Source organism: Streptomyces sp. Inha503, from assembly GCF_047215865.1.
In the GTDB taxonomy this organism is placed as follows: Bacteria; Actinomycetota; Actinomycetes; order Streptomycetales; family Streptomycetaceae; genus Streptomyces; species Streptomyces lycopersici.
Window position 1 is genome coordinate 377,445 of record NZ_CP178360.1, and the last position, 18,707, is coordinate 396,151.

24 protein-coding genes and 1 pseudogene are annotated in these 18,707 nt (G+C 70.7%); 15 read left to right on the forward strand and 10 right to left on the reverse strand.

Annotation, left to right across the window (positions count from 1 at the left end):
- Positions 1-2: 2 nt before the first annotated feature.
- Positions 3-344 carry an ArsR/SmtB family transcription factor gene (locus tag ACJX2R_RS01685; protein WP_413105749.1) on the forward strand — a complete coding sequence of 114 codons (342 nt, stop codon included), beginning with the start codon at positions 3-5 and terminating at the stop codon, positions 342-344.
- A gap of 79 nt (positions 345-423) precedes the next feature.
- Here the strand turns inward: ACJX2R_RS01685 and ACJX2R_RS01690 are convergent, their stop codons facing one another.
- Genes ACJX2R_RS01690 through rpmG form a run of 5 tightly spaced genes read right to left on the reverse strand, consistent with a single transcriptional unit; the run spans position 424 to position 2,726 of the window.
- Complete coding sequence (locus ACJX2R_RS01690; protein WP_413098399.1) at positions 424-807, reverse strand: hypothetical protein; 384 nt, start codon at positions 805-807, stop codon at positions 424-426.
- A gap of 52 nt (positions 808-859) precedes the next feature.
- Positions 860-1,102, reverse strand: coding sequence for a 30S ribosomal protein S18 (gene rpsR, locus ACJX2R_RS01695; protein WP_413098400.1), 243 nt, complete (start codon positions 1,100-1,102; stop codon positions 860-862).
- A 33-nt stretch (positions 1,103-1,135) separates the two neighbouring features.
- Entirely contained in the window at positions 1,136-2,302 is a 1,167-nt protein-coding gene (locus tag ACJX2R_RS01700; RefSeq protein ID WP_413098401.1) for a GTP-binding protein, read from the reverse strand.
- Complete coding sequence (locus ACJX2R_RS01705) at positions 2,299-2,556, reverse strand: type B 50S ribosomal protein L31 (RefSeq protein ID WP_262700659.1); 258 nt, start codon at positions 2,554-2,556, stop codon at positions 2,299-2,301. Before ACJX2R_RS01705 ends, ACJX2R_RS01700 begins: the two co-directional genes overlap by 4 nt.
- A 5-nt stretch (positions 2,557-2,561) precedes the next feature.
- Complete coding sequence (gene rpmG, locus ACJX2R_RS01710) at positions 2,562-2,726, reverse strand: 50S ribosomal protein L33 (RefSeq protein ID WP_037951410.1); 165 nt, start codon at positions 2,724-2,726, stop codon at positions 2,562-2,564.
- A gap of 87 nt (positions 2,727-2,813) precedes the next feature.
- On the opposite strand from rpmG, the gene rpmB reads away from it, so the two are divergent.
- The 6 genes from rpmB to ACJX2R_RS01740 all read left to right on the forward strand — a co-directional run bounded on the left by rpmB (position 2,814) and on the right by ACJX2R_RS01740 (position 8,562).
- The gene (gene rpmB, locus ACJX2R_RS01715) at positions 2,814-3,050 is read left to right on the forward strand and encodes a 50S ribosomal protein L28 (protein ID WP_413098402.1); all 237 of its coding nucleotides are present in this window, start codon (positions 2,814-2,816) and stop codon (positions 3,048-3,050) included.
- Positions 3,050-3,355: a 30S ribosomal protein S14 gene (gene rpsN / locus ACJX2R_RS01720; RefSeq protein WP_413098403.1), complete on the forward strand. Its 306-nt coding sequence runs from the start codon at positions 3,050-3,052 to the stop codon at positions 3,353-3,355. The genes rpmB and rpsN overlap by 1 nt, the downstream gene beginning before the upstream one ends.
- Before the next feature lie 193 nt (positions 3,356-3,548).
- Positions 3,549-5,039, forward strand: coding sequence for an ABC transporter substrate-binding protein (locus ACJX2R_RS01725; protein ID WP_413098404.1), 1,491 nt, complete (start codon positions 3,549-3,551; stop codon positions 5,037-5,039).
- 29 nt (positions 5,040-5,068) lie between these two features.
- Positions 5,069-6,772: an ABC transporter permease subunit gene (locus tag ACJX2R_RS01730; RefSeq protein ID WP_413105750.1), complete on the forward strand. Its 1,704-nt coding sequence runs from the start codon at positions 5,069-5,071 to the stop codon at positions 6,770-6,772.
- A gap of 60 nt (positions 6,773-6,832) precedes the next feature.
- On the forward strand, positions 6,833-7,846 hold the full coding sequence (locus ACJX2R_RS01735) for an ABC transporter ATP-binding protein (protein ID WP_413098405.1): 1,014 nt from the start codon (positions 6,833-6,835) through the stop codon (positions 7,844-7,846).
- Positions 7,843-8,562, forward strand: a complete 720-nt coding sequence (locus ACJX2R_RS01740; RefSeq protein WP_413098406.1) for an ATP-binding cassette domain-containing protein — start codon at positions 7,843-7,845, stop codon at positions 8,560-8,562. The genes ACJX2R_RS01735 and ACJX2R_RS01740 overlap by 4 nt, the downstream gene beginning before the upstream one ends.
- Before the next feature lie 66 nt (positions 8,563-8,628).
- Here the strand turns inward: ACJX2R_RS01740 and ACJX2R_RS01745 are convergent, their stop codons facing one another.
- Positions 8,629-9,846 carry a GTP-binding protein gene (locus ACJX2R_RS01745; protein WP_413098407.1) on the reverse strand — a complete coding sequence of 406 codons (1,218 nt, stop codon included), beginning with the start codon at positions 9,844-9,846 and terminating at the stop codon, positions 8,629-8,631.
- A gap of 184 nt (positions 9,847-10,030) precedes the next feature.
- Between ACJX2R_RS01745 and rpmF the strand changes: the two genes are divergently transcribed.
- From rpmF to ACJX2R_RS01765, 4 genes and pseudogenes are all read left to right on the forward strand, one after another.
- Positions 10,031-10,201, forward strand: a complete 171-nt coding sequence (gene rpmF / locus ACJX2R_RS01750; RefSeq protein ID WP_060944632.1) for a 50S ribosomal protein L32 — start codon at positions 10,031-10,033, stop codon at positions 10,199-10,201.
- 7 nt (positions 10,202-10,208) lie between these two features.
- The gene (locus ACJX2R_RS01755; RefSeq protein ID WP_413098408.1) at positions 10,209-11,429 is read left to right on the forward strand and encodes a GTP-binding protein; all 1,221 of its coding nucleotides are present in this window, start codon (positions 10,209-10,211) and stop codon (positions 11,427-11,429) included.
- Between the two features lie 102 nt (positions 11,430-11,531).
- Positions 11,532-12,302 (forward strand): class I SAM-dependent methyltransferase, encoded by a 771-nt coding sequence (locus ACJX2R_RS01760; protein ID WP_413098409.1) that lies wholly within the window; start codon positions 11,532-11,534, stop codon positions 12,300-12,302.
- A gap of 139 nt (positions 12,303-12,441) precedes the next feature.
- Positions 12,442-12,617: pseudogene (locus tag ACJX2R_RS01765) on the forward strand (Tn3 family transposase); the annotation flags it as partial.
- Positions 12,618-12,640: 23 nt separating this feature from the next.
- On the opposite strand, the gene ACJX2R_RS01770 reads toward ACJX2R_RS01765, so the two are convergent.
- From ACJX2R_RS01770 to ACJX2R_RS01780, 3 genes are all read right to left on the reverse strand, one after another.
- Complete coding sequence (locus ACJX2R_RS01770; RefSeq protein WP_413106176.1) at positions 12,641-13,048, reverse strand: hypothetical protein; 408 nt, start codon at positions 13,046-13,048, stop codon at positions 12,641-12,643.
- A 215-nt stretch (positions 13,049-13,263) separates the two neighbouring features.
- Entirely contained in the window at positions 13,264-13,440 is a 177-nt protein-coding gene (locus ACJX2R_RS01775; protein ID WP_413098410.1) for a DUF6233 domain-containing protein, read from the reverse strand.
- A 495-nt stretch (positions 13,441-13,935) separates the two neighbouring features.
- Positions 13,936-15,426: a SulP family inorganic anion transporter gene (locus ACJX2R_RS01780; RefSeq protein WP_413105751.1), complete on the reverse strand. Its 1,491-nt coding sequence runs from the start codon at positions 15,424-15,426 to the stop codon at positions 13,936-13,938.
- A gap of 414 nt (positions 15,427-15,840) precedes the next feature.
- Between ACJX2R_RS01780 and ACJX2R_RS01785 the strand changes: the two genes are divergently transcribed.
- Together ACJX2R_RS01785 and ACJX2R_RS01790 are read left to right on the forward strand one after the other, a co-directional pair.
- On the forward strand, positions 15,841-16,245 hold the full coding sequence (locus ACJX2R_RS01785; protein ID WP_413098411.1) for a MerR family transcriptional regulator: 405 nt from the start codon (positions 15,841-15,843) through the stop codon (positions 16,243-16,245).
- A gap of 92 nt (positions 16,246-16,337) precedes the next feature.
- A complete protein-coding gene (locus tag ACJX2R_RS01790) occupies positions 16,338-17,003 on the forward strand; it encodes a class I SAM-dependent methyltransferase (protein ID WP_413098412.1) in 666 nt (221 codons plus the stop codon).
- A 90-nt stretch (positions 17,004-17,093) separates the two neighbouring features.
- On the opposite strand, the gene ACJX2R_RS01795 is transcribed toward ACJX2R_RS01790, so the two are convergent.
- On the reverse strand, positions 17,094-17,714 hold the full coding sequence (locus tag ACJX2R_RS01795) for a TetR/AcrR family transcriptional regulator (protein ID WP_413098413.1): 621 nt from the start codon (positions 17,712-17,714) through the stop codon (positions 17,094-17,096).
- Between the two features lie 132 nt (positions 17,715-17,846).
- On the opposite strand from ACJX2R_RS01795, the gene ACJX2R_RS01800 reads away from it, so the two are divergent.
- Both ACJX2R_RS01800 and ACJX2R_RS01805 read left to right on the forward strand, forming a co-directional pair.
- A complete protein-coding gene (locus ACJX2R_RS01800; RefSeq protein WP_413098414.1) occupies positions 17,847-18,368 on the forward strand; it encodes a hypothetical protein in 522 nt (173 codons plus the stop codon).
- Positions 18,369-18,376: 8 nt separating this feature from the next.
- Positions 18,377-18,685 (forward strand): hypothetical protein, encoded by a 309-nt coding sequence (locus tag ACJX2R_RS01805; protein ID WP_413098415.1) that lies wholly within the window; start codon positions 18,377-18,379, stop codon positions 18,683-18,685.
- Positions 18,686-18,707: the final 22 nt, after the last annotated feature.

The window sequence follows — 18,707 nt, forward strand, 5'->3', positions numbered from 1 at the left end:
CCATGGGCGGTCGCGACATCCTCGCGACCGCCCGCCTCGACGACGTCACGGCGGCGTCCGTCGCCACCACGCTCCAGGCCCTGGCCACCCCGTCGCGGCTGTTGATCCTCACGGCCCTGCGGCAATCTCCCCACTCTGTCACCGAGCTGGCCACCGAGGTCGGTATGGAGCGGTCCGCCGTTTCCCATCAACTCCGTCTCCTGCGCACCCTCGGCCTGGTCACCGGGCGCCGCGACGGCCGCCGCATCGTCTATCGCCTCTACGACGACCACGTGGCCCAATTCCTCGACCAGGCCGTCCACCACATCGAGCACCTACGCCTCGGCATCCGCGACACGCCCTGACCGCAGCGGGGCCCGACGGCACAACCGTCGGGGCCCCGCTTCGGTGTAGAGAATGCGCCCTCGCCAGGCCGTGAGGCCGTCAGTTGAGGTGGGCGGCTCCCGCCGGAGAAAGGACCGCACGCAGCCGACCGGGAAGTGTGTCATCGTCCGGCATCCCCCTCCGTAGCCACGCGCTCAGCGCCTCGGCGTCGGCCACGGTGGCGATCGGTCCCAGCCGCGCCACGGGTCCGCTGGGCCTGCGATCCGCCGCACACGGCTGGACGGCAGCGTACAGCCCGTGGCGACGACGGCAGTCCAGGAGCTTGCCGAGACATCCGGTGGAAACGAGGACACCGTGCGAAGAGCCCTGGACAGCCTTGCGCAGGCTCTCCATCACCTCATCGCCGTCGGATTCCCCACGACAACTCCCGCAGACGACAAGGGTGAAGGGGCGGTTCGGACGGTCGTCCGGTCCATGCGGCATAACGCTCCTCCGAGGCAACTGAGGCGAACGTCCGGTCGACGCGACCGGACAGCTAACGGGAGCCGTAGGGAAGCAGTGCCATCTCGCGCGCGTTCTTGATGGCGCGGGCGATCTGGCGCTGCTGCTGTCGTGTCACATGGGTCACCCGGCGGCTGCGTATCTTGCCGCGGTCGGAGATGAACTTCCGCAGCAGGTCAGTGTTCTTGTAATCGACATAGGTGATGCCGGCGGCGTCGAGCGGGTTGACGCGGGGGCGCTTGGCTCCCCGGCGGTCGGTGGTGGTGCGGCGGGCCATGAGTGAGTCCTGTCCGTTGAGCGTGGGGCGCCGTCAGGCGACCGGGTCGAGCAGTTCGTCGAAGGCGTGCGGCAGCCGGCTCCAGGCGTCCGGCCCGGCCGCGTACTCGGCGTCGGTCAGCAGACACGAGTCGAGCAGCGCCAGCAGCCCGTCACGGTCGAGACCGGGCGAGGTGAAGGTGAGGTGCTGACAGCGGTCGCCGTGCTCGGGATGCCAGTCCAGCGTGGCGGCCACCCGTCGCTCCGCCGGGACCATCTCCCAGGCGGCGTCCGGCAGCGCGGCCAACCACGGCCCGGCCGACTCCACGCACAGGGCACCACCCGCCGCGTCCCACGACAGCAGGGTCTCCCCCCGGTCCGCCAGCCAGAAGCGGCCCCGGCTGCGGGCCGCAGCACAGGTCAGATCCTCCAGCGCTTCGTAGAGACGGCCCGGGTGGAAGGGACGGTGGCGCCGCCAGACGAGGGTGCTCACTCCGTGCTCTTCGCTGTCCTGTGGCAACAGTGCGCAGGCCGGGTGCTGCCGAGCGGCCGCCGCCGCGATGTCGAAGCCGAGGAGGAGGGCGGGCCCCAGGGCCCCCTCGCCGAGCCGCATCTGCCGTGCGCCCGGCGTGAGTTGGGTGAGCAGGGCCAGATCGCCTTCGTCCGCGGGCTCTTCGGACGTCTCGTCCTCGGCGATGGCGATCACGGTGGGGTACTCCAGCTGCCGGGCGAAGGTGTCCGCGATGGTGCGCTGGTCGGTCGGGGCCGCGGCGAGACCGGCCTCGGCGAGGTCATCACCATTCGCGAGATACGGCACCATCAGGGCCGGGTCGACCGCGGTGGCCACCCCGGTCAGCTCCAGCGGCGGGCCCTCGGCCGCGATGACGGCGGCCATGGCCTGGGGCTCGACCGAGTCCCACAACTCGACCACGGCGAGCCGGTGCCCGCCGCCCGTGGCCAGGCGCAGCAGCTCGGGGACCATGTCCTCGCGCAGCGCACAGCACGCGCAGTCGTTCACCAGCGGCGCCTCGCCCTCGCCGAGCGGCCCCGAGGCGTCGCGCACGGTGCGGCGCACCGCGCGGTCGGTGGCGGCGGACAGATCGTGGTGCAGCGCCACGGAACCGGGCACCGTGCGCAGGATCTCCTCGACGGCGGCGCGGCGGGCGTCGGCGTGCAGTCCGCCCACGACCGCCACGGCCAGCCGATTCTCGTCCGCGGTCACCGGTCCCTCCGTTCGCGTCCGTAGCGCCGCTCGAACCGCTCGACGCGGCCCGCGGTGTCCACGACGCGCTGGTTGCCGGTGTAGAAGGGGTGGCTCGCCGAGGAGATCTCGACGTCGATGACCGGGTAGGTGTTGCCGTCCCGCCACTCGACCGTCTTGTCACTGGTGGCGGTGGAGCGGGTGAGGAAGGCGAAGTCGGCGGCCCGGTCACGGAAGACGACGGGCCGGTACGCGGGGTGAATTCCGGGCTTCATGGCGGTCAGCGCTCCTCGCGGAAGTCGACATGGCGGCCGACGACCGGGTCGTACTTGCGCAGGGTCAGCCGGTCGGGGTCGTTCCGCCGGCTCTTGCGGGTCACATACGTGTAGCCGGTGCCCGCCGTGGACCTCAGCTTGATGATCGGACGGAGTTCATTGCGTGCCATGGCCACAGCATACATAGATTTGGTTTTCATTTTCATCAAGCTGGTACGGTGCTCCGCGTACCACTCCCGGACACTTCGAGAGGAACCATGTCCGCCCACTGCCAACTCACCGGCCGGCAACCCGGCTTCGGCCAGAAGATCTCCCACTCGCACCGCCGCACCAAGCGCCGGTTCGACCCCAACGTCCAGCGCAAGCGCTACTGGCTGCCGAGCGAGGGCCGCCACATCCGGCTCACCCTCAGCACCAAGGCCATCAAGACCATCGACGCCATCGGCATCGAGGCCGCCGTGGCCCGCATCCGCGCCCGGGGAGGAAAGGCCTGATGGCCAAGAAGAGCAAGATCGCCAAGAATGAGAAGCGCCGGGTGGTCGTGGCCCGCCACGCCAAGCGCCGCGCCGAACTGAAGGCGGTCATCGCCGACCCCCGGACCTCGGCGGAGGAACGGCTCGACGCCCAGCGGGAGCTGCGCCGCCAGCCCCGCGACGCCAGCGCCACCCGCGTACGCAACCGCGACTCCATCGACGGCCGCCCCCGCGGCCATCTGCGCGCCTTCGGCCTCTCGCGGATCCGGCTCCGCGAAATGGCCCACGCGGGCGAACTCCCCGGCGTGACCAAGAGCAGCTGGTAACCCTCACCGGGCCACCGGACGCGGGCGGGCGCCGCATGCCGTACTCCGGCCCGCAGCGTCCGCACCGCGGCCCCCGCCGCGCCCGCGTTCGCACCCGTTCGACAGCCTCCCGGCAGTAAATTTGACAATGATTATCGTGTGCTATGGTCAAGAGGAGGTAAATTCCCAGCTCGCCGCCCTCAGGAAGACTCCTGTGAACCTGCCCAAGGCTCTGCCCAACGCCGCGATATCCGTGGCTTCCTCGCTCCTGCTCACCGGCTGCTTCGCCTCCGGCGCGCCATCGGCCGCCGAGGGCAAGCGCATCCGCGTCGCGATGATGCAGCCGCCGCGCTCCGGTCTGTCCCCGCTCAGCGACGATGCGTTCAAGCTGTCGCGCTGGAGCACCGCCGAGACCCTGGTCACCCTCGACAAGGACGGCGACGCGCAACCCGCTCTCGCCACAAAGTGGCGGCAGACCGGAGAGAGAACCTGGATCTTCACCCTCCGTCAGGGCGTGGAATTCCACGACGAGACGGCACTCACCGCCCAGGCGGTCGCACGGTCCTTGAACACCGCCGCCAAGGCCGCGCCCAAGCCGCGCATCCTGGACGGGGTCGATATGACGGTGAAGGCGAGCGGTGACAGCGCCGTCACTGTCACCACCGCTGACACGGACCCGCTCGTCCCGCAGCGGCTGTCCTCTCCGCAGCTGTCAATCCTCGCCGCCAAGGCGTACCGGGGGAAGACGGTCAACCCGGTCGGCACCGGCACCGGCGCCTTCGTCCTGAAGGGGGTGAACGGCACCACTTCGGCCACTCTCGATCCCAACCCGGACTACTGGGGTGGCAAGGCCAAGGCCGCTGGTATCGACGTCACTTTCGTGCCCGACGGCGCCGCCCGGGCCGCCGCCCTGCGCAGCGGCGAGGCCGACATCGTCGAAGCCGTACCCGTCTCCCAGGCCGCACTGCTGGATCAGGACCAGATCAGCGAAGTCCCCATGCCGCGCACCAACACCCTGTATCTCAACACTGAGCGGGGCCCGTTCCGCGAACCGGCGCTGCGCGCCGCCGCCCGCCGGGCCATTGACGCCAAGGCGCTGGTGAAGGGCGTCTACGAAGGCCGTGCCGATGTCGCGCGGGGGCTGCTGGGGCCGGCGTTGCCCTGGGCGGCCGAAGGGCGGGAGGGCCGTACGAAGACCATCAAGGCCGGTGACCCGGGCGGCCGGTCCCTCACCATCGGGACCTTCACCGATCGCGCTGAACTGCCCGAGGTCGCCACCGTGTTGCAGCAGCAGCTCAAGGACGCGGGCTTCAAGGTGAAGCTGGAGGTGCGCGAGTACGCCAACATCGAATCCGACGCCCTGGCGGGGAGGTTCGACGCCTTCGTCCTCTCCCGTGCGACGGTGCTGGACTCCGGTGACCCGGCCGCGTATCTGCACAGCGACTTCGCCGGCGACGGCTCCTTCAATATCGCCCAGCTCAGCGACGAAACGGTCGACGGGGCGGTGCGGAAGGCGGAGGCCACCGCGGCCGGTGATGCCCGCCGGGCGGCGATCCTCAAAGCCGAGATCGCGATCCTCAACACCGACGCCGCGATCCCCATGCTGCACGAGCGGGTCATCCAGGGGGATGCGGTGGACGTCGTGGGCTCCGCCAAGGACCCGCGTGAGCGTGAGCTGGTCACCGCCGATACCTACGTCAAGTGAACGCCGCTCTACGGGCCGGGCTGACCCGGATGGCGGTGCTGGCCGCCGTCACCGCCGGCGTCGGGCTGCTGCCGTGGCTCTCCGGCCGGGACCCGGCGCTCACTGTGCTGCGCGCCCGGTCCGCCGAGCAGGAGCCGACACGCGAGGCGTTGGCGGATGTGCGGCGGGATCTCGGGCTGGACGCCGGGGCGCCTGCTCTGCTCGGCGACTGGGCGGGCGGGGTGGTGCGCGGCGACCTCGGACAGTCCTGGGTCTCCGGCACCGATGTACTGTCGTCGGTGCTCTCCGGGCTCAGCGTCTCGCTTACGCTGATGGGCGCGTCACTGCTGGTGGCGCTGCTGGTCGCCACCGCCCTGTGTACTCCGGCGCTGGTACGGGGTGCGCGGGGCACCGCACGCGGGGGTGGTGGCGCGGTGGCCGCGATGCTGGCGGCCGTGCCCGAATTCCTCCTGGCGACCGTGCTGTTGATCGGTCTCGGAGTGTGGTGGGGCTGGCTGCCGACCTCCGGGTGGCAGGGACCCGCGCACATGGTGCTGCCCGCTCTCGCCATGGGTGTCCCGGCGGGTGGCATCGTCGGACGGCTCGTCGACGACGCGCTGCCCGCCGCCTTTGGTGAGCGGTGGGCGGAGTTGTGGCGGGCCTCGGGTGTCACGGGGGGACGCATCGCCTGCGCGGCACTGCGACGGGCCATGCCCGCGCTGGTGCCGCAGCTCGGTCTGGTGGCAGTCGGCCTGACGGGGGGCGCCGTCGCGGTCGAGACCGTCTTCGCCGTGCCGGGCCTGGGGCGCACCGCCCTCGGCGCCGCGAAGTCCCAGGATCTGCCGCTGCTTCAGGGCGCCGTGCTCTCCCTGCTCGCGCTCGGGCTGGCAGCAGGCGCGCTGGCCCATCTCGTCCGCGGTCTGCTGCTCGGGCCAGCTCTGAAGGACGCGGCACTGTCCCTTCCCGCCCCCGTCGCACCGCAACCGACACGGCTGCGCCGGGCGGTGCCAGTGCTGTTCGCAGCCGTCTTGACGGCTGCCATCGGCTGGGGACTGCTGGGCGATCCGTACCGTCTGGACACGGACGGGCGCCTGGCCGTGCCATCGTTCGCCCATCCGCTCGGCACGGACGCACTGGGCCGCGACGTCCTGGCCCGGCTGGGACACGGCGCCGCCGCGACGGTCGGCGTGGCCATCGCCGTGTGCGTGGTTTCGTATCTCTTCGCCCTGGCCTTCGGCTTCCTGTCGAACGTCTCGACCGGCGCCGCCGATATCGCCAATGCCCTGCCCCCAGTCGTCGTCGGCATCCTCGTCGCCGCCGTCCTCGGCCCCGGCACGGCGGGGGCGTCGATCGCCGTCGCCCTCGTCTCCTGGCCGCCACTCGCCGCGCATGCGGCGGCGCTGGTGGTGGAGACGCGTGCCGCGGCCTATCTGACCGCCCAACGGGCCATCGGCGCTCGGCCTTTGTGGATCCTCACCCGGCACATCCTCCCCACGGTCGCCGGCCCGGTCGCCCGCCACGCGGTATTGCGGCTGCCCGGCATCGCGCTCGCGCTGGCCTCGCTCGGCTTCCTGGGGCTCGGCGCCCAGCCGCCCGCCCCCGAATGGGGCCTCATGCTCGACGAGTCACGGCTGTACGTGGAGCGGGCTCCCTGGGCCGCCCTCGCCCCGGCGCTGGCCCTCGCCCTGCTGGCCGGGCTGGCGGTCTCCCTGTCGACCGCAGGCCTGCGACCGCGCCGGAACACCGCCCCGTGAGGTCGCTGCCCGCCCGGGTACGTATCCGTTCCGCACCCTCCGCATCGAAGGTGACATCCCATGCCCGAACCAGTCCTCTCCGTACGCGACCTTCGTGTGACCCTGAGGGACAGGGGCCACGCCGAAATTCCCGCCGTGCGGGGGGTGTCGTTCGATGTGGACGAAGGCGAAGTCCTCGCACTCGTCGGGGAGTCGGGAGCCGGAAAGTCCCTGACCGGGCGGGCGGTCCTCGGGATGCCTCCGCCCGGGGCCCGCGTCACCGGCAGCGTGCGGCTGCGCGGGCGTGAACTCATCGGAAGACCCCGCGCGGACGTGTGGGGCCGCCGGATGGCGTTCGTGCCGCAGGACGCGCTGACCGTGCTCAGCCCGGTGCACACGATCGGCGACCAGATCGCCGCAGCCGTGCGGTCCGTCGCGAAGACCTCCCGCAAGGAGGCCCGGTCCCGCGCTGTGACGGCCCTGGATCGAGTGGGCATCACGGACGCCGCGCGGCGGGCGCGGGCGTATCCGCACGAGTTCTCGGGCGGGATGCGACAGCGCGCGGTGATCGCGATGGCGATGGTGAACGAGCCGGAGGTGGTCATCGCCGACGAGCCGACGACCGCGCTGGACCCGGCGATCGAGGCCCAGGTTCTGGACGTGCTGGCGACAGCGCGCGAGGCCACCGGCGCGGCGCTGGTGCTGATCACCCATGACCTGCGGATCGTCGCACGGAACGCGGACCGGGTCCTGGTGATGTACGCCGGTCGGGCCGTGGAATCGGGCCCGGTGGAGCCGGTGTTCCGCGCGCCCCGAGCCCCCTACACCGCCGGCCTGCTCGCCTCCCGGCCGCCCGCCGAGGTGGACCCGGCGGACCGGTGGCTGCCGTCAATCGACGGGACGCCGCCGTCGCCGACCGACCTTCCGCGCGGCTGCGCCTTCGCACCCCGCTGCCCGCTGGCCGGGCAGGAGTGCGCCGGCCATGAGCCCGCACTGACCGAGTCCGGGGAGCCGGGGCAACTGGCCGCATGCCACCGCTCGAAGGATCTCCCGGTACCGGCGACCGAACTCTTCTCACGGAAGGCGCCGGCATGACCGACCCGCTGCTGAAGGTGACCGACCTGGTCGTCCGCTACGGCCGACACACCGCCGTCGACAGGGTCTCCTTCGAGATCCACGCGGGCGAGACACTCGCCCTGGTCGGTGCGTCGGGCTGCGGCAAATCCTCCACCGCTCTGGCCACACTGGCGCTACGCCGCCCGGATGGTGGGAGCGTACGTTTCGAGGGACGGGAGCTCACCGGCCTGCGGGAGCGGGAGCTACGTCCGCTGCGGCCACGGTTCCAGCCGGTCTTCCAGGACCCCTACGGCTCGCTCAGCCCGCGCCTGAGGGTCCGCGACGCCATCGCCGAACCCCTACGCGTCCGAGGGAGGCCACCGGCACCCGGTCGGATCGAGGAGCTGATGAAGACGGTCGGCCTCGACGCCTCGCTGGGCGGCCGGCTGCCGCACGAACTGTCCGGCGGACAGTGCCAGCGAGTCGGAATCGCGCGAGCGCTGACAGGGGAACCACGCCTGCTGGTCCTGGACGAGCCGGTCTCGGCACTCGACCCGTCGGTGCGAGCCGGGGTGCTGAATCTGCTCACCGCCCTTCAAGAGGACTACGGGCTGGCGTATCTGTTCATCTGCCACGACCTCGCACTCGTACGCCACTTCGCACACCGCGTCGCGATCATGCGCCGGGGCCGGATCGTCGAGACCCGCCCTGCCCGCGGGCTGGACCTCACCGCGCTCGGCGGCCCTCCTGCGTAGGCATCACGCCCGGTGGGAACCACCTCGTCAGTGGGGGCATCCGGCCATGAGCCGGATGCACTCCACCTACGGTTCAGTCCTGGGGTCCTGGGTCGCGGTGCCGAGCAGCGGATCGGGCAGGCCGGCCCAGCGGTCGGCGCCGAGTGCCAGTTCACCGTCGTCGAGTACGGCGGTGTCCAGCGCGGCCCGCAGCCGGTCCTCGTCCAGTTCCGCTCCAATGAACACGATCTCGTTGCGACGCTCGCCGTAGCGGTCATCCCAGTGCCATGAGGCCAGGGTTCGACGCTCGGACGACGCGGCGCGCCACGCGCCCGTATCCCCGTCCTCCAACCAACTCCCCGCCTGCCGCAGTTCGAGATGACGGCCGGCCGAGCGCCAGGAGATGACCGCGTCCGGGTGGGTGGCCACCCACAGGTAGCCGCGGCTGCGCACCACCGCGGGCATGACCTGGGGCAGGCTCTCCGCCAGCCGCTGGGGGTGCAACGGGCGCCGGGACCGCCACAGCACCGAGGCCACGCCGCGGTCGATGCCACGGCGGCGCATGGCGGGGGCGATGACATCGAGCCGGTCGGCTGGCCCGGCCGCGGCCCACCCGGAACCGGGTCGTATCAAAGGCGTCAGCAAGGTGCCGTCGCGTTCTTCTCCATCGAGGAGGACCAGGGCGGACGGGTTGAGATGGGCGAGCAGAGCACGGGAGCCGTCAAGGCGGCCGCAGTCCTCCACTCCTCCATTCCGCAGGACCATCACGTGGGCAGCCTCCACTTGCCGGGCCGCGGCCTCGGCGAGTGTAAGGGGGACAGCCTGCGGATGGTCACCGAAGAGGTGGACGGCGCGGTGCACACAGCGCAGGTCGCTCAGCAGTCGGGCGGGGTCGACGCCGACGGCGAGCGGCGCGAGATCGTAGTGGTCCGACAGCGGAGTCCTTCCCAGCGGGCTCCGCCACAGCTCGGCCAGAAACGGCAGGGCGTCAACGTTGTCAGGGAGCGCGAGCACGACATGCGGGCGCGGGGCGGCCCTGGCAATGACACCCAGATCCTGGCGAACGATCACTGTCGGGTCACCCGTGGCCACTTGAGACAACGAGGCCCGCTGCCGCTCATCACCACCCACGGCAAAGCGCTGCACAAAGGGGTACCGCCCCGCCACGCCTCCGTGGACCGAGACGGAGAGCACCAACGCGTCGGGGGAGGCGCGCCGCAGCAGGTCCAGGACGCGGCCTCGCGCTTCAGGGGTGTTGCCGGACACCACGCCCAGCAGGCCGCGTCCCCTTCCCTCAGTCCTCACCCCTGCCCCCGTCCGATGGCAGTGACGAGCGCATAAGCAGTCCTGCGTACCCGCAACATCACCAACGGCGGCACTTCTCCTCCTCAGCGACGACCTCACAGCAGCCAGCACCTTACATGGAAACGGTACCCATTTTCATGTACGGTCGCAGGAACAACACCGACCAGGAAAGGGCCCATACGTCATGGCCGTGCCCAAGCGGAAGATGTCCCGGAGCAACACCCGCCACCGTCGCGCGCAGTGGAAGGCGAGCACGCCGGAGCTGGTGACGATCACCATCGACGGCCGCGAACACCAGGTGCCGCGTCGGCTCGTCCCCGCCTACCGGCGCGGCCTGCTGCACCCCGAGGACTGACCGCGCCATGGCCGATCAGCTTCCGGTGACGGTCCTGTCGGGATTCCTGGGATCCGGCAAGACCACCCTCCTCAACCACCTCCTCAACAACCGCGACGGGCTACGGGTCGCCGTCATCGTCAATGACATGAGCGAGGTGAACATCGACGCCGCCCTCGTCCGCGACGGCGACGCGGCCCTCTCCCGCACCGAAGAGCGCCTGGTCGAGATGGTCAACGGCTGCATCTGCTGCACCCTGCGCGACGACCTGCTCGAGGAGGTGGACCGGCTCGCGCGGGAGGGACGCTTCGACTACCTCCTCATCGAGTCCAGCGGCATCTCCGAGCCCATGCCCGTCGCCGCGACCTTCGCCTTCCCCCGCGACGACGGCGCCACGCTCGGCGAGGTCGCGCGGCTCGACACCATGGTCACCGTCGTCGACGCCGCGAACTTCCTGCCCGAGCTGACCGGGGGTGACGAACTCGTCGAGCGGGGCCTGGACCAGTACGAGGACGACGAGCGCACCGTCAGCGACCTCCTCATGGACCAGGTCGAGTTCGCCGACGTCATCGTCCTCAACAAGCTCGACCTGGTCACCCCGGAGACGGCCGAACGGCTGGCGGCGGCACTGTCCCGGCTCAACCCGGCCGCCCGCATCGTGCCCGCCACCCACGGCCGGGTGGAACCGGCGGATGTGCTCGGCACCGGCCGCTTCGACCTCGAACGCGCCCAGCAGGCCCCCGGCTGGGTGAGGGAACTCAACGGCGACCACGTACCGGAGACCGAGGAATACGGCATCTCCAGCACCGTCTTCCGCGCCACCCGGCCCTTCCACCCCGCCCGGCTGTGGGACTTCGTCACCACGGACCTGGACACCGGGGCCTACGGCAGCATCCTGCGCTCCAAGGGCTTCTTCTGGCTGGCCACCCGCCCGCGGGTCACCGGGCTGTGGTCGCAGGCCGGCGCCGTCGCCCGGTTCGAACCCTCCGGAGCACGCGAGGGCCACAGCGAGGCCGGAGAAGCCGCCGAGCGCGGCCAGGAACTCGTCTTCATCGGCACCGGACTGCGCCCCGCCGCCCTGCACCAAGCACTGTCCGCATGCCTGCTCACCGACGAGGAACACACGCTGGGCGCTCAAGGCTGGTCGGCCTGGCACGACCCCTTCCCCGCCTGGGAGACCTACGGCCTCGACGAGACATGTGACCACGAGCACGGTCCACACGAGGCCGAACCCGTACCGGTGCCCTGAAGCTCGGCACACTCGGCAGGCTCCGAGCGGCGCCACGTGCGGGGTCAGGCCGGGTCCGGTTCACCTCCGACACTGATCCACCCCGCTTTCCGCCGAGGAGCCATGATGAACGACCCCTACGAACGGTCGGCCGAGTACATCGACATCATGATCGCCGACGCTTGGGATGCCTTCGGCCCCGCATTGGCCGAGGAGCTGGGAGGTGTCGAAGCCGTCGAGGGAACGATCGTCGATCTGGGCGCCGGTTCAGGGAGGGGCATCCGCGCCGTGTGCGCCGCCCTCCCTGATGACTCCCCGGTCCTGGCCGTCGAACCGTCCCCCTACCTACGGGTGGTCCTGCTCGCCCGGATCCACGAGGACACGCGGCTGCGCCGACGCGTCACCGTGGACCCGGGCGACGCCCTGAACTGCCCACTCCCCGACCGCATCCGCGCCTTGCTGGCCATGAACATGATTGGCCACCTTCCGCCGGACCAGCGGCGTGAGTTGTGGGCGAGGATCGCCCCACGTCTGGCTCCAGGGAGCCGCATCCTCCTCAACCTCGCCCCGCCGACCGCCCCCGCCCACGTCCCACCGTCCCTGATGGCGAACCTCACCGTGGGAGACCTCACCTACGAAGGCCGGGCGAGCGCCGAACCCAGCGGCGACCATCAGATCACCTGGCACATGACCTACCGCACCCTGCGGCAGGGACGACCGCTGTCCCAGGTGACGGTGGATTACGCATGGTGGGTGCTGGACGAACCGGGACTGGCCCGGGAACTCGCCGAGCACGGCCTGTCCCTGCGCCCGGCCGGCCAAGCCGATCTCGGCCTGTATGTCGCTTCCTTGGCGTACAACGAAGAGCTGAACCAGACCGCCTCACATTCTTAAGGACCCCGATGCCGGAGATTCCAGGTACGACACGACACCTACTTCACGGACATGCTCGACCGCTAGTGGCTCGGCTCGATGAGCCGACCGGGAGATTGAGCGGCGGGCGATCGTGGTGCTGATGTCGGCACCGGTGCGGGGCGGCGCCCTCGTCGCCTCGTTCGACGGCATGAGGTTCGTCGTTCCGGTGCCGAGCTTGTACGCGCGGCCGAACCCGGAGTACTTCGGCCGCCGGGCTGCGCCACCTGGCTCAACATGATCAACAACCAAGCTGCCTGGCTCGGTGGGAAGGTCGTGGTCGGCACCCCGCGCGACTACGTGCGGCACCTCGGTGATGGTCAGCCCGCCCGTGTTGAGTACGTACTCGTCCTCGCCTCGGTGGTGTCGTGGGCGAGCAACGCGGAGGGCGAGGCAATGGTTCGGTACAGACACCCCGTGGTAGGTCGGTGGACGCCGGTCCCAGTGGCGTACCCTCCGGCGACGGTGCGGCGGGTGGTCCACGACCAGTCGGACCGGCGCTCGGGCACGCTGCCGCGCCAGAGCTCGACCGGGCCAGCGGGTCGTTCGGCGGGTCGGCCGCGGCGAACAACTCGCGCCAGGCCGGGCGATCCAGAGCGGCGTCGCTCGACTCCGAGCAGCTCGGCGCGCTCGGCAGCCTCGGCGGTGGCGGCGAACGCCTCCGCCTCGAGGTCGCACAGCTCGCCCAGCCAGAGACGGGCCACGGGCTGATCGGTCGCCTTCGTCATGCGCGGTCCGTCCGGTCTCGTCGGTTTGTGGGCGGCGCGGGTCCCGCAAGGGGCTCCAGCAGTGCGCGCAGCGGCGCTCCCGCCGACCGTCTGTCCCCGAAGTCACGGGGAGGCCGTCGCCGCAGGAGAGCTCGTCTTGAGTATGACCGATGCGCGCCAGCGTGCCCCGCCCGTCAGCAGTCATCTGCGAGAGCCCAAGCCTCTTTTGGACGCCCTCAGGATCGCGGGAGGCGGGGGGCTTCGCAGGCGGTACATGCCTCGCTGCCCGGGCGGGTGAGCTCGCGCAGCGCCTGGTCGAGGGTGAGCTCCGCGCCGCCGGTCGGTATCCAGCACGACTCATGGTGGATGACCCGGGACCCGGGGCCGCCCGCAGGGGCGGGCAGGTGCTGCACGCTCCCCCGGCCAGCCGGGACGGCGGGGATGGAGCGGGGACGGTCGGCCTGGCGCGCGCTCCCGTCGGGTCGGCAAGCCGGAGTAGTCGACCAGATGGGCAGCCGGAGTTCGTACCACCATCCGCCTCCGGGGCCGGGTGCGGCGGCCGAGGACCTGTCCGTAGCACTCGCGCACGGCAGCAAGCTCGCGTACCGTACAGATCACTCCACCCGGGTCGTCCTCCATGTCGCTGTCCACCGTCGCGAACACTCTGGTCCTGTCTCCAGCTGTCCGGCCCCCATCAGCGCCGACGCGGTACGGAACCAGAAAATCATCCAGCCCCAGGTATGCGATCACACCAGTCCGAGCTCGACCTCGCGGGGACTGACTGCTCGCCCCTGGATCCAGCACAATGCTCATGAAACACGCGGTTTGCCGATTTCACCCGACGACTAAAGGCCGCCTGGCGGCTATGTTGCCGGCGCGGTCTTGCGGGGCGGGACGGGGTGGTGTGGTCAGTGGCCGGCTGTGAGTTCGCCGCTGAGCTTGCCGTGGAGGTGGGCGCTGGGCTCGTTCAGGCCGGTGATTTCGACGGTCTTGCCGCGCTGGGCGTACTTGGTCTCGATCGCGTCGAGGGCGGCGACGGAGGAGGCGTCCCAGACGTGGGCGGCGGACAGGTCGATGACGACCTTGTCGGGGTCGGTGGCGTAGTCGAACTGGCCGACGAGGTCGTTGGAGGAGGCGAAGAACAGCTCGCCCGTGACCCGGTAGACGACGGTGGTGTGGTCGGGATCGGTGACGGCGGTGACCTGGGCGAGGTGGGCGACGCGCTTGGCGAAGACGACCATGGCGGTGACCGAGCCCACGACGACGCCGATGGCCAGGTTGTGGGTGGCCACGACGACCGCGACGGTGATCACCATGACAGTGATCTCCCCGGCGGGGAGACGCCTGAGGGTCTTGGGGGCGATGGAGTGCCAGTCGAATGTCGCGAACGACACCATGACCATCACGGCGACCAGGGCGGCCATGGGGATGTCGGAGACGACCGGCCCGAAGACGATGCACAGCACCATCAGGAACGAGCCCGCCAGGAACGTGGACAGGCGGGTGCGGGCCCCGGAGACCTTCACGTTGATCATCGTCTGGCCGATCATGGCGCAGCCGCCCATGCCGCCGAAGAATCCGGTGACGATGTTGGCGATGCCCTGGCCGATGGACTCGCGGGTCTTGTTGGAGCGGCTGTCGGTGATGTCGTCGACCAGTTTGGCGGTCATCAGCGATTCCATCAGGCCGACCAGCGCCATGGCGAAGGCGTACGGCGCGATGGTGGTCAGCGTGTCCAGGGTGAACGGCACGTCGGGCAGGCCGGGAACCGGAAGGGAGGACGGCAGGTCGCCCTTGTCGCCGACGGTGGGCACCGCGATCCCGGCCGCGACCGTGACGACGGTGAGGAGCACGATGGACACCAGGGGCGCGGGGATCACGGTGGTGATCTTCGGGAAGAGCACCATCAGTGCCAGCCCGGCCGCGATCAGCGGGTAGACGGCCCATGGCACATCCGTCATCTCGGGGACCTGGGCGGTGAAGATCAGGATGGCGAGGGCGTTGACGAAGCCGACCATCACCGAGCGGGGGACGAACCGCATCAGCTTCGCCACCCCCAGCGCCCCCAGCGCCACCTGGAACACACCGGCCAGGATCACGGTGGCGACCAAGTAGCCCAGGCCGTGCTCACGGTTCATCGGCGCGATCACCAGCGCGACGGCGCCGGTCGCGGCGGAGATCATCGCCCGGCGACCGCCGACGATCGAGATGGTGACGGCCATGGTGAAGGAGGCGAACAGGCCGATGGCCGGGTCCACCCCGGCGATGATCGAGAACGAGATCGCCTCGGGGATGAGCGCGAGCGCGACCACCAAGCCGCCCAGGACTTCGGTGCGCCAGACCTTCGGATCATTCAGCCAATGGGGTTTAAGACCGCGCAGGCGCGCGGCCGGGGACACAGCGGAACCGGACAAGGGGAGTTGAACCTCGTGCTCGGGCACGCCCTTCCGGCAAAGCCGGGGGTGTGCGGGAACGGCGCGGAGTGCCGGGGCAGCGCCCCGCGGACGGCCCTGTGAAGAGGCGGGCCGGAAGTCGGCGTAGAGGACGAAGCGGAGGCGCGGGTGCGGCCGGGCTCACATCCAGGGGCGAGGCGTCACGGCGGGCAAACCGCCGCGCCGGGCGTCATGGGCTCGCGCACGCGGTTCTCCTGCAAGAATCGGATCTTCGCCGGGGGCGACATCGGCCCCGGCACAACAGCGGCGGGGCAGCGGCACGCGGCCCTCGCCATCGGCAACTCTACCCTAACGTTAGGGTAGGGATCAGCCGGGGATGATGGGCATGACGGGGATGAGAAGGACCAGAGGATCACGGGCGTGGACGGCAAGCACATGCAGATCGGCGAGGTCGCCGCGCGGACCGAGCTGTCCCTGCGCACCATCCGGCACTACGAGGAGACCGGCCTCGTCGTCCCCTCCGCCCGGTCCCAGGGCGGCTTCCGCCTCTACACCGAAGCCGATGTCGCCCGCCTGATGGTCATCCGCCGTATGAAGCCGCTCGGCTTCACCCTGGACCAGATGCGCGACCTGCTGGAGGCCACCGACCGTCTCGACTCCCGTGCCGAGTTGCCGGTCGGTGAGCGGGAGGAGCTGCTGGACCGGGTGCGCGACTATCGGGAAACCGCGCGGCAGCGGGTGGCGGCCCTGCGGACCCAGCTGGCGCGAGCGGAAGAGTTCGCCGCCACGCTGGACGAGTGCCTCACCTCGGCCCGGCGTCCCTGAGTACAGGGCTTGACCGGCCCCGTGGTGACACGGCAGGGATATGGGCCCGCCCGCAGTGGAGGCCGGTCCGGGCGGCGAGAAGGGGCGTCAGCATGTCGGAGTACGGGCACGAGCTGGCCGAGGTCCAGCGTGAGCATTGGCAGCGGACCTACGGCGGGCATCCGGGCATGTACGGCGTGGAGCCGTCCACGCCCGCGGTCCACGCCGCGGCGGTCTTCCGCGCCGCCGGTGCCCGCGAGGTGCTGGAGCTGGGTGCCGGTCAGGGCCGTGATGCGCTCTACTTCGCCCGTGAGGGCTTCACCGTACTTGCCACCGACTTCAGTCCGGTGGGCCTGGAACAGTTGCGCGCGGCCGCTGGAGCCCAGGGCGTAGCCGAGCGGGTCACCACGAAAGTCCACGACGCGCGCGATCCACTGCCGCTCGCGGATGCTTCGGTGGACGCCGTTTTCGCGCACATGCTGCTCTGCATGGCACTGTCCACGAGGGAGATCCACGCTCTGGTCACCGAAGTGCGCCGGGCGCTGAGACCCGGTGGCTTCTTCGTCTACACCGTCCGCCACACCGGAGACGCGCACTACCGGGCGGGCACCGGGCACGGAGACGACATCTGGGAGCACGGCGGCTTCGCCGTCCACTTCTTCCATCGTCGTCTGGTCGACGCCCTCGCAGAGGGCTGGAACCTGCGGGAGGTCCACGCCTTCGCGGAGGGTGGCCTTCCGCGGCGGCTGTGGCGCGTCACTCAGACCGTGCCCAGGTGAGCGGTGACGAAAGCCAAGTGCCCCTGGAGCCCCACACCACGCATGCGAAGGGCCCTTGGTCTGAACAGCCTGAGCCCCGCGAGCGTCGCATCATCCGGATACCTCGGCGGGCAGGCCGAAGAGCCCGGTGAGGTGATGCCGCATCACGGCTTCCGCCGCCTCCGCCGTACGCTGACCGACCAGAACGCTGGTGCCCAGGCCGTGGCTCATGGCCAGCAGACGCGCGGCCTCAACGGACGCGTCGAGGCCAGCGGCCAGCTCGCCGTCGGCCTGTGCCTGCCGCAACACGTCGGTGAGCTGCCGCTCCAGGCGGTTGGGGCCTTCGATGAACGGCTGCGCGGCCAGGTCCGGATCGGTCATCGCCAGCACCGCGTACGAGGTCCACACCAAGTGAAAGGCGCGGCTGGGCCCGTCGATGGGCAACGCCTCGGCGAGGAATGCCTCGATGAAGGCATGCGCGGTTGGCGGGTGCGGCAGGCTCTCCAGCCTGGCCGACCACCGCTCATGACTCCGCTGCTCCAGCCGCTCCAACGCCGCGTGCATGAGCTTGGCCTTGGAGTCGAAGTAGTACTGCACCAGGTTCAGTGACATGCCCGCTTCCACCGCGACTCCGCGCATCGTCACCGCGTGGAGCCCCTCCACCGCGGCCACGCGGACCAACGCATCGGTGATGTGCGCGCGGCGCTGGGCGTGATCGACGCGCTTCGGCACCCCATCTCCCTTCTGTCCGCAACCAGGTTTTCATAGTACCGCTGTACGATAAAACCGGGCGAGACGAGGCGTCACCCAGGCCGGTACACACGGCTGGCGCCCCTGCCGGGGGCGGTGCTGGCGACGCTCGGCGTGGGTGCGCTTGTCCCCATCGGCGCGGCGGCCCTGCTCGCCGCAGCGCGCCTGCTGCCCACCGCCCGAGCCCGCGGCAAGACCCGGAAGCTCGACCTGCCGGGGGCGGTGCTGGCGACGCTCGGCGTGGGCGCGCTCGTCCACGGCGTCACCCAGGCCGGTACACACGGCTGGCGCACACCAACAGCTGTGACCGGCCTCGCTGTCGGCGTCACGGCACTGGCCGCCTTCGCGGCGGTCGAAGCCCGCTACGCGGCAGCTCCGTTGCTGCCACCGCGCCTGGTGCGGATGCACCCGGTCTGGGTAGGCAACGCGGTGATGCTGCTGGCCGGAGCCTGCTTCATCCCCATGTGGTACTTCCTGTCGCTCTACATGCAAGACGAACTGCACTACGGCGCCCTGGCCACGGGGGCGGGATTCCTGCCGCACACCCTGGTGGGCATCGCCGCCGCCCGCCTGGCTCCTACCGTCATGCGGCACACCGGCGCCCGGACGCTGATCGTAGGCAGCGCACTACTGTGACCGCGGGGATGGGCCTGCTGATCACCCCGATCACCACCACCGTCACCTCCGGCATCCTCGCCCAGGATGCCGGGGCGGCCTCGGGGCTGATGAACGCCACCCGGCAGATCGGCGGCGCTCTCGGCCTGGCCACCCTGGTCGCCCTCGCCGCCACCACCTCGGGCACGACCGCCTCTTACCGGGCAGTGTTCGTGACCATCGCGGCTGCGTGCGCAGGCGTTGCCGCTCTGGCCTTGGCACTGCCTGCCGCAGTGTCTCGATCAGGCTTTCGTGATCACGCGCCGCCATCAGCGGAGCGAGCACATCGCGGGCCATGACACCGGTGAGCTCCTCGTCCCC